A 14,032-nucleotide genomic window follows, 5' to 3' on the forward strand; every position below is an offset into this window, starting at 1 on the left:
CGCGATGGCGTTTCGGGCACCCGCTACCGGTTGCGCCATGCGAGAGGTGACAGCGTGATGGCGGCCTGCGCGATGTCGCGCGCGGTCGTCGTGTTCAGGTTCTTCAGCGCCGAGTCGATCCACCCCTCGACCCGGTGGACACCTACCTCCCGGTATTCGATTGCCTGGAGCAGCATCTCCAGCTTGTCCGCGTCACCGGCGCACAGCGCCTCATGGGACTGGCCCGCCTCGTACTCGTCCACAGCGGTTCGGACCGCGTCGCGGGAGCGTTCCGGCAGCTCGGCTGTTTGATCGGCCGTGATCCGACGCGGATCGGGCTTTTCGAGATACCCCTTGACCGTGTGCGGCAGGTCTCCGGTCCGGGTCTCCTGCGTGTCGTGCCACAGCGCGAGGAACGCGGACCGCGCGGGGTCGGCGCCTTCCTCGGCCGCGATCAGCGCGGCGAGTTGGGCCACCCTCATGGTGTGCTCGGCCACCGATTCCGGATCGCGCACGCCCGCGTGCCACCAGCCGGCCCGGCGAACCCTCTTCAGAACGCCCATCTCGTAACCGAACGCGGCCAACCCGGCAGCCTGGTCCGACACGTCGTCTCCTAGTGGTTTGAGATCCGCAACGCGTAGTTCAGCATCGTGACATGGCTGCTGCCGAGGCGGGTCAGCGTGCCGCTGTCAATCAGTCCATCCAGGGCCTGTGCCAGGGCCGCCCGAGCCTGCGGACTGCCGCTGAGCAGAGCGGGGCGTGCCGCCACGAGCGCCTGCGTCGTGTGCAGGTTCAGGGGCAGGTGCGGCGAATTCGGGTTCAGGCGCTCGGTGAGGTGGGAAAGCAGGCGCACGCCCGACCAGCCGTGCTTGTCCGGTGACAGCATGAACGAGTCATCGGCCTGGGTTTCGGGCAGCTCGCCGATCCAATGCGCCCAGTAGTTCAGGTTCACGAGCTCGGCATTCGTAGTGGCGGCTCTCGCGACGAAGTCATGGATGTGCGAGCTGTCGCCCGCTGTCGCGAGAGCCACCGCTGCGGAGCGGGCCGCCAGCAGGCTCGTCACATCATCGGGCCGGAAGGGCTTCCGCCCGGCCCGGAACCATTCCGCGCGAAGCCATTCGGCCACCTCTTCACGACGATCGAAACCGAGGAGGTAGACCGCTTGACGTCGCAGGAGCGTCTCCCCCGCGCTCCCCTTGTGGTCCGCGACCACTCGGAGGTGGTCGAAGAAGCGCACCTCTTCATCGGTTCCGAGCGACGGGTATGTCGCCGCGGGGCCGCGCCTCGGGATTTTCGGCACGAACTCCGACAACTGTGGCGGCGGGCATCGGGTGAACGGCCAGGTGATGAAGTTGGTCAGGTCCTTGCGGTGGACGCCTGTGGCCAGCGGGTGGAGATCCGGGTCGACCCACCCGCAACCAGCCTCGACCCCGGTCGACAGCACGAGGTCCGCGTCGGTTGCCCGTCCGAATGCCTCTTCCCGCTGCGCCGATCCCGGCTGATCGGGTCCCTCGTGGCTCGCCGACACCCGTCCGCTCGCAGTCGGCTACCAGCCCCCAGGGCACACCACGGCCGGCTGCGTGTCATCCCCGTACGGCCTGCCCGCAGGGCAACCACAGTCGCCAGAGGGGCGCAAGCACGCTTCACCGCTTGCGCCCCTCTGGCGACTGTGGTGGTCTTTGACAGGTCGTACGGGGATGACACGCAGCCCTGCAAAGCTTCGAAGAAGCTTTGCCCTCATCCTTGGTGGCCTGCCCAGCGGCGAGCGCCCTTCTTTTCCGCTTTGACCCGCTAAAACCGAAGAACTTCCGTGCGGAAGGCGCCCGCACAAGCTTTAAAGAAGCGCTCGCCGCTGGGCAGGCCGCCGGGGAGGAAAAGCTTTAAAGGCGTCGTGTTCTCCCCGCATGGCCTGTCAAAGACCACCACAGTCGGTCAGGGGGCGCAAGCGGTGAAGCGTGCTTGCGCCCCCTGACCGACTGTGGTCGCCCTGCGGGCAGGCCATACGGGGAGAACACGAGACCAGAGGTCTGTGCTGCGCGGTGCGGTGCGGTGGGTCTGGGTCGGTGCGGCTTTGGTCGGGAGTGTCTAAGGTCGTGCGGCGGGTGGTAGGGACGTGGTCGGTGCGACGGGCCAGGTCCACGGGTCCGGGTCGAGGGTGGCCAGTTCCTCCACCTGGAGGGCGCACCAAGGGGAGATCGGGCGCACGCCGGCCAGCACCGCCGGCACGAAATCGGACCACGGGACCCACTCGAAGTCGTCCACCTCGTCCGGGTTCGGGGTCGGGTCGTGGTCCAGTCGTCCCCGGAACACCGGGCACATCTCGTTCTCCACCACGCCGTTCTCCATCACCGCCCGGTACCGGAAGGTGGGCAGCACCAGGTCCAGTCGGACACCGGTCAGGCCCAGCTCGTCGGCCAACCGCCGCGCGACGGCCGACGCCGCGTCCTCGCCCGGCGCGGGGTGGCCGCAGCACGAATTGGTCCACACCCCCGGCCACGTCTTCTTGTGCAGCGCCCGCCTGGTCAGCAGCAGCCGCCCGTCCGGGGAGAACAGGTAGCTGGAGAACGCCAGGTGCAGCGGCGTGTCCGCGTGGTGCACGTGCGCCTTGTCGGCTACGCCGATGCCGGTACCGGACTCGTCGAGCAGCACGACCTGTTCCACGCGGATCACCTTGCCACACCGGCCGGGTTCACCGCGCGGCGGCGAGTGCCTTCGGGTCGCGGAGCAGCTTGCCGTTGGCCGTGCGGGGCAGGGTGCGCAGCACGTGGATCCGTTGCGGGTGCTTGTACTCCACCAGCAGCTCCCGGCACCACCGGGCAACGTCCTCGGTGGACAGCGTGTCGCTCTCCGCGCCGACGTACACCTCGACCCGGCCGTCGTACACCGCGATCGCCTCCGCCACGCGCGGGTGCCTGCGCAGCGCCGCTTCCACCTCCGTCAGGTCGACCATCTGGCCGCGCACGATCACCAGCGAGTCGCTCCGGCCGAGCAGGCGCAGGTTGCCGCGCGCGTCGAGTTCGCCGCGGTCGCCGGTGCGGAACCAGCCGTCGGCGTAGCGCACCACGCCGTCGTCGCGCAGGTAGGGCGAGTCCTCCAGGGCGACCTCGACGAGGCCGTCCCGCACGCGCAGTCGCGTGTCGCCCAACGGCCTGCCGACCGCGGGCCGGGTGGTGCCCGCCACGTCGAGCGTCAGCGCGCCGGTCTCGGTGGTGCCGAAGCACTCACCCACGCGGAACCCGTAGGCGCTCGCGAACCGGTCGGCCACCTCCGGCGGCATGAGTTCGGCGCCGGAGAACGCCGCCCGGACGGTGCGCAGCGCGGCGCGGTCCGGGTGCTCCGCCAGCCGGGCGAAGTGGAACGGCTGGCCGGTGATGAAGTGGACCTCGTGCGCGGCGGCGGCGCGCAGGACGTCGGCCGCGGTGCCCTGCCGTGGGAAGACCAGGTGCACGCCCTGCGCGAGCGAGTGCAGCAGCCCGCCGACGAGGCCGAAGCTGTACGCGGTGTTGTTGAGCAGCAGCAGGCGCTCGCCGCCGCGGACCATGCCCTCGGCGGCGGCGAACCGCTCGACCTCGCGGACCAGCGACGCGGTGTCGCGGCCGATGATCTTCGGCGTGCCGGTGGAACCGGAGCTGAACTGGACCAGCCGGTGCCGGGTGGTCGCCGGCACGCCGTCCGGCCTGCGCTCGGTGACCAGCTCGTAGCGCTCCCGGAACGCGCCGCCGACGTGGCCCGTGGCGCGCACGACGAACTGCGGTCGGGCCAGCGCGTGCTCCACCTCGCGCTCGGCGCGCGTGAACCGGTGGTCGAACGAGACGACCCGCGCGCCCAGCGTCCACAGCGCGAGCACCACTTCGAGCTGGGTGAAGCTCGGCGGCACCTGCACGGCGACGTTGCTGTCCGCGCCGACGCCCGCCGCGGCGAACAGGGCCGCCTCGGCGGCCACCGACGCGCGCAGGTCGCCGTGCGTCACGGTGTGGTGGTGGCTGAACAGCGGCACGTCGTCGCCGTGGCGGCGCAGCAGTTCGGTGACGTAGTCGCGCATCGGGTCAACTCTCCTTGCAGAACTCGCCGATGGGCAGGCCGACGTGCCGCTGCTCGGTCGCGAGGTACCCGAGCAACTCGTCGCCCGGCCGCAGCTCGGTGACGTTGCGGACCTTCCCGCCCGGACCGAGGACCCGCACGTGCCAGTCGTCCTGCGCGGTCAGGCTGACCGCGACGCCCTCCGGCGAGCGGGCGGTGACGGTGAGGACCGGGCGGGACTCCAGCTTGGCCCGGCCGACGGTGAGCTTGCGGGTGCGGCCGTCGGAGTCCACCGCCAGCACGGTGCTGCCGGACCGCAGCTCGGACAGGTAGTTGGTGCGGTTGTCCGGGCCGAGCACGTACGAGTGCAGCGCGCCCGCGTTGACCCGGAACGGCCGGGTCGGCATGTACGGCAGCGGGTGGGTCTCGCTACAGCACAGGATGAAGCCGGACGAGTACGACCCGACGAGGATGCCCTCGTCCTCCCGGAAGTGCGAGCAGGTGTCGACGCACACCCGGTCGCCGAGCCCGTTGTGCGTGACGCCCTCCACCACCAGCGTGGTCAGCGCCAGCGGCGGCGTGCGGTCCGCCAGCAGGCGGGCCAGGGCGAACACGTCCGCCGCGGCGCGCGGCGCGAGCAGCACGCCGTCCGGGCCGTGCTCCAGGACGTCCAGCACGACGGCGGCCTCCGCCAGGTCCGCGACGACGGTGACGAGCCTGCCCGCCGCGCCGTCGGCGGCGGCGATGACGATCTCCAGCGGGATCTTCGTCGGGTCGGTGAACGCGACGACGGTGTGCTCCAGCCGCACCGCCGCCGCGCACGCCAGCCGCAGCGTGCGGTCGTCGCCGACCCGCACGAACGCGGCGGTGGCGGTGAGGCGGTCCAGCTCGTCCTGCTCGTCCACCGCGACGACGACCAGGTGCGGGCCGCGGGCCGACCCGTCGGTGGGCGGGCGGGCGCCCTCCGCGAGCGGGTTCGCGGCCGGCCGGCCACCCGCCGCCGGCGGGTCGGTCGGGAGCGCGTCGGTCGGCCGGTCGGTGATCAGCACGCCGGTCACCGTCGGCGGGAGCGCGGCCAGCAGGGCCGGGTCGTCGGACACGATCCCGGCCAGGCGGGCGTGCACGGCGGCGTCGATCACGGACTCGCGGTGCTCCTCGGGGACGGTCCGGACGTCTATCCAGGCGAACTTCACGCCAGGCTCCAATGAGGGGTGGACGGGCGGGATCACGGCGCGACGCCGGCCACGGCGCGCACCAGGTCGGCGTGGCGGTCGACGTGGATCACCGACGCCAGCTCGGCGACCAGCGCCGCCGGCGACGGCGCGGTGAACACGCGGCGGCCCGCGGCCAGGCCCGCGCACCCGGTCGCCATCGCGGCGCGGGCGTGGTCGACGACGCTGCCGCCGGTGGCGGGGCCGCCCGCGACGAGCACCGGGACGGGGCAGCTCGCGACGACCTCCGCCATCCGCTCGACGGGCCGCGCGAGCGTGGTCTTGACCAGGTCCGCGCCGAGGTCGACGGCGATGTTGACGACGTGGGCGAGCAGCGCCGGGTCGCGCGGGTCGTCGACGCGCGGTCCGCGCGGGTAGGCCATGACGACGAGCGGGACGTTCCACGCGTCGCACGCGCCCGCGACCACGCCGAGGTCGGCGAGCTGGCGCTCCTCGGTGGCGGAGCCGATGTTGACGTGCACGCTGACCGCGTCCGCGCCCAGCCGCAGCGCCTCCTCCACGTCGCCGACGAGCACCTTGGCGTCGGCGTCGGCCGAGTGCGCGGTGCCCGCGCTCAGGTGGACGACGAGCGAGCACGCGCCGAGCAGCCGCGGGTCGATCGTGCGCACGCGTCCTTTGTGGACGATGATGGCGTCCGCGCCGCCGAGCGCGACGGAGCCGATCAGGTCGTGCCACCGGTCGCGCGACACCACCGGGCCGTCCGAGACGCTGTGGTCGAGCGGGACGAAGAGGTACCGGTCGTCCCCGGGGCGGGAAAGGCGTCGCAGGCGCAACGCTTTGCTCATGTCGCTCACACCTCTCCGGGCAGTCGGGGCGATGGCCACCAAGCAGGGTGCGCGAGGCCGTCCCGCGCCGGGAGGTGTGAGCTGGCGATAACTCCCCGGTTATGCACCTGTTGGAGCAGCCCGCTACCGCGCTTCCTCGACGCAGCGTCATCCGGTCGCACTCGCACGGTCGGTGTTTGCCGCCTCCCCGGTGCCCTAGTCTGCGGCGGTGCACATGGAGCTGCGACACCTCCACGTCGTGCTGACCGTGGCGGAAGCGGGCAGCATCAGCCGGGCCGCCTCCTCGCTGAAGATCGCACAGGCCGGGCTGACCGCGCAGCTGCGCCGCATCGAACGCGGGTTCGGCGGTCCGCTGTTCCTGCGGCGCACCGACGGCGTCGAGCTGACCGAACTCGGCAGGCACGTCGTGCTGCGGTCCCGCGACCTGGTGGAACGGTTCGACGACCTGCTGGTGACGGCGCGCGGGCTGGCGGCCGAGAGCGGCGGCCTCGGCCTGCGGCTGGGCGGCGTGGCGGGCTCGCCGACGCCGCTGCTGGTGAGCGTGGTGCGCGACCTGCTGCCGAACCGGCCGCAGACCACGCACATCGAGCGCAGTCGCGACGCGGTGCTGGAACTGGTGCGTGCCGGGAAGCTCGACGTGGCGCTGGTGGCGGAGTTCCCGCAGAGTCCACTGCGGATCCCCGAAGAGGTGGACCGCCGGTGCGTGGTGGTGGAGCCCATGTTGGTCGGCGTCGCGACGAGCCACCGGCTGGCCCAGCGCAAGGAGATCCCGCTGTCCGAGCTGGCCGATGAGGACTGGGCGGTGCCGGAGGAGAGCTACGGCGGTGGCCGGGTGAACCTGCGCCTGGCCTGCGAGGCCGCCGGGTTCACGCCGCGCTGCGTGCACTTCGGCGTCGACCCGCTGACGGCGGCCGAGCTGGTGCGCGCGGGCCACACCGTGGCCTGCTTCTTCCCGAGCGCTCGGGAACTGCCCGGTGTGGCGCTGAAACCGATCGTCGGCAACCCCGTCCAGCGCCGCGTGACCCTGGTGTGGCGACGGGGGTGCGCCGCCGCCGAGTACATCGAGGACATCCGCGCGGCGCTGCTGCGGGCGTACCTGGAACAGACCTGGAGCCTTGCTGTGTTGGATTGGCCCGACTCCGTCGGGCGGCTCGGCCGCCTGGAAGTCGGCGGCACACGGGGCGACTTCCGCCGATCGAAAAGCGTGATCGTCGGAAGTCGCGCCGTGAACCACCGACGCGGCCTCGCGGGAACGAGCGGGAGCGGACGGGAGCGGAGCGAAGGGAGCGAAGGGAGCGGAGCGAAGAGCAGTGAAGAGAGCGGAGCGAAGGGGGTGAAGGGAGCGGAGCGAAGAGCAGTGAAGGGCAGCGGAGCGAAGGGGGTGAAGGGAGCGGAGCGAAGGGGGTGAAGGCGAGCGGAGGGGAGAGAGGGCGGAGGGGCCGGGGGCGAGGGCGTGGGGTGGTTGTCGGAGGGTGGGGGTCAGGGGGTTGGGTGGTAGGTGGTGATGGTGCCGCCGTGGCTGAAGGTCAGGGTCTCCACGGGCGTGAAGTCGCGTGGTCCGAAAGCGCCGCTGAACATCGGCAGCCCGCCGCCCGCGACCACCGGGTAGCGCTTGACCACCAGTTCGTCGATCTCCGGCAGCAGCTGCCCCGCCAGGTCGGCCCCGCCGCACAGCCATACGTCCAGGCCGCCCTCCTCCGCCTTGAGCCGCCGCGCGAGCGCCGACGGGTCGCCGGGCACCAGCGTGACGGCCGGGTCGGCCACCCCGGTCAGCGACCGTGACACGACGTACTGCCGCAGGTGCGCGTACGGGCTGGCCACACCTTCGTCCAGCGCGGGCTGGTAGGTGCCGCGGCCCATGATCACCGTGTCGTACCGCCTGTTCGGCACGTCCGCGGCCATCCCGATGTGCGGCCGGACGTGCGTGGGCATGGTCTCCGGGTACTCCGACCGCAGGTGGTCGGTCATGTCCGGCGCGTACGGGTAGAAGTCGGCCTCGCCGGCCGGCCCCGCGATCACGCCGTCGATGCTGACGGCGATGAAGTAGACGAGCTTGCGCATGTGGTGGGTCCCCCTACCGAGATCACTCTGCCGTGAGTACTCTGCTTGAAGTGGTTCCAACCGTAGTACTACGAACGGAGTGGTGTCAACATCATGGTGCGGCGCAACGCCGAGCGGCGGGCCACGCTGCTCGACGCCTCGATCGACGTCCTGGCCCGCGAGGGCGCGCGGGGGCTCACGTTCCGCGCGGTCGACCAGCAGGCCGGGGTGCCCGCCGGCACGGCGTCCAACTACTTCGCCAACCGCGACGACATCCTCAAGCAGGCCGGCGAGCGCGTGTACGAGCGGCTGCTCGACGAGGCGGTCGTCGCCGACGGCCGGACGGGGCCGCGCGACCGGGCCCGCGTCGTCGAGCTGATGCACGCGCTGGTGGACCGCGTGGCCGCGTTCCCCACCGGTTTCCTGGCCCTGCTGGAGCTGCGGCTGGAGGCCACGCGCCGACCGGAGCTGCGCGAGGTGCTGACCCGCCGCATCCGCGCGGACGTGGAGTTCAACGTGGCCCACCACGAGGAGTCCGGCCTGCCCGGCGACGGCACGACGGTGGTCCTGCTGTGGCTGGCGCTGAACTGGCTGATCATGGAACGCCTGACGCTGCCCGACCTGTTCACCGACCGGCAGCGCCGCGACCTGGTGACGGCGCTGGTGGACCGCCTGCTGGCGGGCCGGCCCGACGAGCCGTCGAACCCGTTCCGGGCCGGGTCCTGACCCGGCGGGCCCGGTCGGGACGCGCGCGAGGCACCCCGCGCCACTTCACGCCGATTTCACCCTACCGGGGGATCGAATGCCGCCCAGGTAGGATTTTCACCGTGCAAATCGACCCTGCCGAGATGGAGATCGCCCTGAGGGTGCTCGCCCAGGTGGATGAACTGCCCACCGAGCACCCCGACGTGGTGGCCATCCGCCGGGCCACGTCGAGCATCTACAAGAGCGTGCGCAAGCGGCGCAAGGCGGCCCGCCGCGAGGCCGTCACCCTGGCCGACCGCGCCGTGACCGAGGCCACCGCCACCGGCTCGCCGTCCCGCATCGACGACGAGACCAGGGGCCTCCTGCTCCAGGAGCCCGAACCGGGCGCGGTCGCGGGCACGCTGCTCCGCGCGCGCTCCTGCTACACGTGCAAGACCCGGTACACCCTGGTCGACGCCTTCTACCACCAGCTCTGCCCGCCGTGCGCGGCGCTCAACCGCGGCAAGCGGGACGCGAGCGCCGACCTCACCGGCAAGCGGGCGCTGCTCACCGGCGGCCGGGCCAAGATCGGCATGTACATCGCGCTGCGCCTGCTGCGCGACGGCGCGCACACCACCATCACGACCCGGTTCCCGCGCGACGCCGTGCGCCGGTTCGCGTCGATGCCGGACAGCGCGGACTGGCTGCACCGGCTGCGCGTGGTGGGGATCGACCTGCGCGACCCCGCCCAGGTCGTGCAGCTGGCCGACTCGGTGGCCGCCGCCGGGCCGCTCGACATCCTGATCAACAACGCCGCGCAGACCGTGCGCCGGTCGGCGAACGCCTACGCGCCGCTGGTCGCCGCCGAGTCGACCCCGCTGCCCTCCGGTCCGCTGCCCGAGCTGGTGACGTTCGGGCACACCGTGTCCGCCCACCCGGTCGCGCTCACCAGCGGCCTGGCCGAGGCGGCGCGCGACGCGCTGCCCGACGTGACCGCGCTGGCGCTGACCGCCGGGTCGGCGGAGATCGACGCCGGCGGCCTGGTGCCCGACGAGCACGCCGTCAACAGCTGGGTGCAGCGGGTGGACGAGGTCGACCCGGTGGAGCTGCTGGAGGTGCAGCTGTGCAACAGCACCGCGCCGTTCATCCTGATCTCCCGGCTGCGCCCGGCGATGGCCGCCTCGCCCGCGCGCCGCAAGTACGTGGTCAACGTCTCCGCGATGGAGGGCCAGTTCAGCCGCGCCTACAAGGGTCCGGGGCACCCGCACACGAACATGGCCAAGGCCGCGCTGAACATGCTGACCCGCACCAGCGCGGAGGAGATGCTGACCGACGGCATCCTGATGACCGCCGTCGACACCGGCTGGATCACCGACGAGCGACCGCACCCCACCAAGCTGCGGCTGGCCGCCGAGGGCTTCCACGCGCCGCTGGACCTGGTCGACGGCGCGGCGCGGGTGTACGACCCGATCGTGCGCGGTGAGCTGGGCGAGGACCTGTACGGCTGCTTCCTGAAGGACTACGCGCCCGCGCCCTGGTGACGCCCGCCGCGAGCCCGCCCGCGTCCCGGTGATGCCACGGCGGCGGGGAGCACCGCTCCCCCGCCGCCTCCACCGTCCACTGCGGAATGGAGCAACGGGATTGCGCCATCCGGGTACGGCCGTCACCGGATCCGGAGCCGCGTGCGACTCTCCGTCGGTAGGCTTGAGCGGTTGCCGGGCGTGGGGGTGGGCATGGGTCGCGGGCGGGCGGGTCGCGCCGCGATCCCGCTGTGCGCCGCCACGTCGCCCCCTGGCCGGGCGATGCACCGCCCGGTGGGGCCGTCGGTGCCGCGCGTGGACGCGCACGCCGGGCCGTCGCCCGCCCGACCGCCCGTCCCGGCGCACCCCGCCGCCACCACCACCCGGCGCGAACGGGTGAACCGGGGCCGGCACGTCGGTGACGCCCCGCGCACGGGCCGCTCCGGCGCACCCGCCCGGACGACGACGTGATCCCGCCACGCCGCCCGATCAACCCGTTCCCGCTGCCTGGGTGGGAGCGGACGCCGATGCGCCCGCTGCGGCCGTGGGAGCGCAAGGCCCACCGCGACTACTACGTGGACGTCGACGGCGCGGAGAGCGCCTTCCAGGAGTTCCAGCAGGAGGTCGGCGACCTGACCGGCGTGCTGGAGGACGGGCGGCTGGTGCTGGTCACCGGCGACTCGGGCTGCGGCAAGACGGCGCTGGTGAACCGGTGCGCGGACTGGACCGTGCTGGAGCTGCGCAACCGCGGCCTGCGCGGCGTCGTGGTCGACCTGACCGGTTGCCTGCCGGAGGACGAGGAGCTGTCGATCCACGAGCGCACCGCGGAGGTGTGCGACCAGCTCTTCGACCAGCTCGTCGACCTCGGGGCGCTGCGCCCGACGGCCGCGGACGACCTGCGCGCCGACCGCGACAACCCGCAGCGCATCTTCCCCCGGCTCGGCCGGGCGCTGAACGACGAGGTCGTGCTGCTGGTCCTGCTGCCGTCGCCGAACGAACTGCTGGACGAGGTGATCCGGTACGCGCGCCAACTCCGCAGCCCGCGCGTGCTGTTCTTCGCCGAGTCGGCGTTCTTCGACGCCGACGACATCGCCGAACTGGTGCGGCGACTGGAAACCTGGGTTCCCCCGATCACGCTGGCGCTCGGGGAACTGCACGACGGAGATCCGGAACGGTTCGCCGACGACCGGCTCGTCCGTCACACCGGAGTGGGAATTTATCCACAACTGAGCGATGAGGCGATCGAATTGCTGAACAAAATCTGTCAATCGGTCGCCATGCTGCAAAGAATCCTCCACGGAACCTACGAGCGAAAGCTCGCGGCCGGCCTAAGCTACACCGAGGGCGACCAGGTGACCGTGGACGACATCCAGGCGTACCTGAACGGACAGGGGATGCACCGATGAGCGGCAGCGAAGAACTCCCGCACCCGCGGAAGAACCCCTTCTCGCCGATGGCGGTCGCCCTGATCGTCGAGGACCACGGCGACGACTCCGACGCCGCGGACGTCACCATCGCCACCGACGCCTCCCGGCAGGCCGTCGCGCACCTCGACGCCTACCTGGAGGCCGAGCCGGGCGCGGGCACCGTGCTGGCGATCCTCGGCGACTACGGCACGGGCAAGACGCACCTCGCGGTCCGGCTGGTGCGGCACGCCCGGCGTGCCCTGGACGACCCGTCGCGCGCCCTGTACCTGGAGGCGACGGCGGAGAGCTTCGTCGAGCTGTACCGGCGGTTCATGCGGCGGCTGGGGCGCGAGGGGGTGCGCGCGCAGGTCAGCGACTACTACGCGGACATCGTCGCCGACTCCCTCCAGAGCACCGGCCTGACCGCCGACACGCTGGAGTGGCTGGGCAGCAGGCAGCTGGAGCCGCAGGAGGTCGTGGAGCGGCTGGGGCTCATGGAGAGCGCGCTGCTGCGCAAGGTCCAGGACACCCTGCGCGAGGTCACCAACAACAAGGACTTCGGCACCGCGCTGACGCTGCTGCTGCGCCCCGGCTTCGAGCACGTCGTGTGGTCGTGGCTGCTGGGCGGCGCACCGGACCAGGTGCTGGTCGAGCGCGGCATCTCCACGCCGATCGACACGGAGGTCGCGGCGCTGGAGGCGATGGGCGTGTTCGCCCTGCTGTTCGGGGGGCGGCAGCGGCGGTTCGTGCTCGCGGTGGACGAGCTGGACAAGATCTTCTCCGCCGACAACCAGCCGCAGGCGCGGACGATGGCGGCGTTCCAGACGATGTTGCAGGTGTTCGCGAAGGCCGGCGCGTGCCTGGTGCTGTGCGGGCTGCCGGAGTTCAAGGCGGTGCTGTCGCCGGCGGTGCGGCAGCGCATCCCCTACACCGTGACGATGTCCGGGCTGAGCCACGCGCAGGTGCGCGAGTTCATCACGCGGGCCCAGCAGTCGCTGACGGGGTGGCCGACGCTGGCGCCGTTCACCCCGGAGACCGTCCGGTACCTGCGCGACGTGGCCGGCGGCAACACGCGCAACGTGGTCCGGTTGTGCCACCGGGTGTTCCGGCTGGTCGACGACCGGGCGCGGGCGACCGGCGACCAGGGCGTGACGGCCACCGACGACATGGTGCGGCAGGCCGCGCGCGACCTGTTCGGCTCGCTGAGCGCGGACGACCTCGACGGCGCGGTGCGGCGGCTGCTGGACGCGAACGGCTGGGAGTACCGGCACAACCACCTGCTCGGGCCCGGCGCGGACTCGCGGGCGGACTACTGGGTGACCTTCCCGGACCGGGACGGCGGGTGCGCGGTGCTGATCACCGGGTCGCTGCTGGACAACGCCGACGTGACGACCGTGATGCGGCGGGTGTCGGCGGTGCGGGAGGCCCAGGGCGACGCGGAGGTCGTCCTGCTGGTCAACGGGGTGCTGACCGACGGCGTGGCGATCCAGCTGCGCGAGCCGCTCGGCCGCGAGCCGCTGGTGTACTCGGAGCGGACGTTCGCCGACGACTTCAAGGCGCTGCTCGGCGCGACCGGGCGGCACGTGGCGCGGGACCCGCTGTCGGCGCTGCGCAGGCAGATGGAGCAGTTGTCGCGGCAGCAGTCGAGCATCTACGGCTTCATCGAGCAGCTGACCGAGCACGTGGACGGGGTGCGCACGTCGTCGGACCGCCAGTTCGGGGCGATCGGGCGGCAGCTGGCGCTGCTCACCGGGTCGGCGCCGGCGCGGGCGGCGGTGGACAACCGGCTGCCGGGCGAGGTCGAGCGCCTGTTCCGCGACGCCGTGGACGCGCTGGAGGGCCTGGTCCAGGTCGACGCGATGCTGGCCGAGGCGTTCGACTTCGCGCCGCCGCAGACGCAGGAGGCCGTGCACCGGCGGCTGCGCACGCGCGAGTTCACCGACGCGGCGGCGAAGGCCATCCTGATCCAGAAGACGGTGCTGGCGTTCCGGGGCGCGGTCGCCGAGTGGTACCGGGCGGAGGGCAGCTCGGGCGAGTCGGAGGACCGGCTGGAGCAGCTGTGCGGCATCTACGACGACATCGTGGAGTTCCTGCCGCTGTTCGACCTCGACCCGCTGTTCGGGCTGCCGCCGTGGGGCGCGCGCTCGGCGGGCGTGGTGGCCGACGTGAACCAGGTCGCCCGGCGGAACCGGGTGCGCGAGGCGCTGCGCAACTTCAGCCCCCGCGTCCGGCGGGCGGTGCTGAAGGCGTCGCACCAGAACTGACCGGTCCTCCCCGGCACCGCATCCCGGCGGGTGCGCATTCGACGAGACGTGCGCCCGGCACGCCGCGTGGCAAATCGAGCACGGGCTGTGGCGAATCAGGCA

General features: G+C 72.3%; 13 protein-coding genes. 6 read left to right on the forward strand and 7 right to left on the reverse strand.

All coding sequences use genetic code 11. The features are described from left to right. Positions 1–23 precede the first annotated feature (23 nt). From C8E97_RS25670 to C8E97_RS25695, 6 genes are all read right to left on the reverse strand, one after another. The gene (locus tag C8E97_RS25670; RefSeq protein ID WP_121012370.1) at positions 24–542 is read right to left on the reverse strand and encodes an HD domain-containing protein; all 519 of its coding nucleotides are present in this window, start codon (positions 540–542) and stop codon (positions 24–26) included. A 50-nt stretch (positions 543–592) separates the two neighbouring features. After that, entirely contained in the window at positions 593–1,507 is a 915-nt protein-coding gene (locus tag C8E97_RS25675) for an XRE family transcriptional regulator (protein ID WP_121008017.1), read from the reverse strand. 557 nt (positions 1,508–2,064) lie between these two features. Continuing rightward, complete coding sequence (idi, locus tag C8E97_RS25680; protein ID WP_121012373.1) at positions 2,065–2,640, reverse strand: isopentenyl-diphosphate Delta-isomerase; 576 nt, start codon at positions 2,638–2,640, stop codon at positions 2,065–2,067. Positions 2,641–2,668: 28 nt separating this feature from the next. Continuing rightward, entirely contained in the window at positions 2,669–4,021 is a 1,353-nt protein-coding gene (locus tag C8E97_RS25685; RefSeq protein WP_121008018.1) for a class I adenylate-forming enzyme family protein, read from the reverse strand. A gap of 4 nt (positions 4,022–4,025) precedes the next feature. After that, complete coding sequence (locus tag C8E97_RS25690) at positions 4,026–5,192, reverse strand: 3-dehydroquinate synthase II family protein (RefSeq protein WP_121008019.1); 1,167 nt, start codon at positions 5,190–5,192, stop codon at positions 4,026–4,028. 32 nt (positions 5,193–5,224) lie between these two features. After that, positions 5,225–6,016 (reverse strand): 2-amino-3,7-dideoxy-D-threo-hept-6-ulosonate synthase, encoded by a 792-nt coding sequence (locus C8E97_RS25695; RefSeq protein ID WP_121008020.1) that lies wholly within the window; start codon positions 6,014–6,016, stop codon positions 5,225–5,227. Positions 6,017–6,230: 214 nt separating this feature from the next. Here C8E97_RS25695 and C8E97_RS25700 point away from each other — a divergent pair, with 214 nt between their 5' ends. After that, positions 6,231–7,424 carry a LysR substrate-binding domain-containing protein gene (locus C8E97_RS25700; RefSeq protein WP_121008021.1) on the forward strand — a complete coding sequence of 398 codons (1,194 nt, stop codon included), beginning with the start codon at positions 6,231–6,233 and terminating at the stop codon, positions 7,422–7,424. A gap of 71 nt (positions 7,425–7,495) precedes the next feature. Here C8E97_RS25700 and C8E97_RS25705 read toward each other — a convergent pair whose 3' ends face one another. After that, positions 7,496–8,077 carry a dihydrofolate reductase family protein gene (locus C8E97_RS25705; protein ID WP_121008022.1) on the reverse strand — a complete coding sequence of 194 codons (582 nt, stop codon included), beginning with the start codon at positions 8,075–8,077 and terminating at the stop codon, positions 7,496–7,498. A gap of 93 nt (positions 8,078–8,170) precedes the next feature. On the opposite strand from C8E97_RS25705, the gene C8E97_RS25710 reads away from it, so the two are divergent. The 5 genes from C8E97_RS25710 to C8E97_RS25730 all read left to right on the forward strand — a co-directional run bounded on the left by C8E97_RS25710 (position 8,171) and on the right by C8E97_RS25730 (position 13,930). Continuing rightward, positions 8,171–8,782 carry a TetR/AcrR family transcriptional regulator gene (locus C8E97_RS25710; protein ID WP_121008023.1) on the forward strand — a complete coding sequence of 204 codons (612 nt, stop codon included), beginning with the start codon at positions 8,171–8,173 and terminating at the stop codon, positions 8,780–8,782. 101 nt (positions 8,783–8,883) lie between these two features. After that, entirely contained in the window at positions 8,884–10,281 is a 1,398-nt protein-coding gene (locus C8E97_RS25715) for an SDR family oxidoreductase (protein WP_246019164.1), read from the forward strand. A gap of 171 nt (positions 10,282–10,452) precedes the next feature. Further along, entirely contained in the window at positions 10,453–10,731 is a 279-nt protein-coding gene (locus C8E97_RS25720) for a hypothetical protein (RefSeq protein ID WP_147455230.1), read from the forward strand. Next, on the forward strand, positions 10,728–11,666 hold the full coding sequence (locus C8E97_RS25725; RefSeq protein ID WP_121008026.1) for an ATP-binding protein: 939 nt from the start codon (positions 10,728–10,730) through the stop codon (positions 11,664–11,666). Before C8E97_RS25720 ends, C8E97_RS25725 begins: the two co-directional genes overlap by 4 nt. Further along, the gene (locus tag C8E97_RS25730) at positions 11,663–13,930 is read left to right on the forward strand and encodes a hypothetical protein (RefSeq protein WP_121008027.1); all 2,268 of its coding nucleotides are present in this window, start codon (positions 11,663–11,665) and stop codon (positions 13,928–13,930) included. Before C8E97_RS25725 ends, C8E97_RS25730 begins: the two co-directional genes overlap by 4 nt. Positions 13,931–14,032: the final 102 nt, after the last annotated feature.

The sequence above is a fragment of the Saccharothrix australiensis genome (genome assembly GCF_003634935.1).
In the GTDB taxonomy this organism is placed as follows: domain Bacteria; phylum Actinomycetota; class Actinomycetes; order Mycobacteriales; family Pseudonocardiaceae; genus Actinosynnema; species Actinosynnema australiense.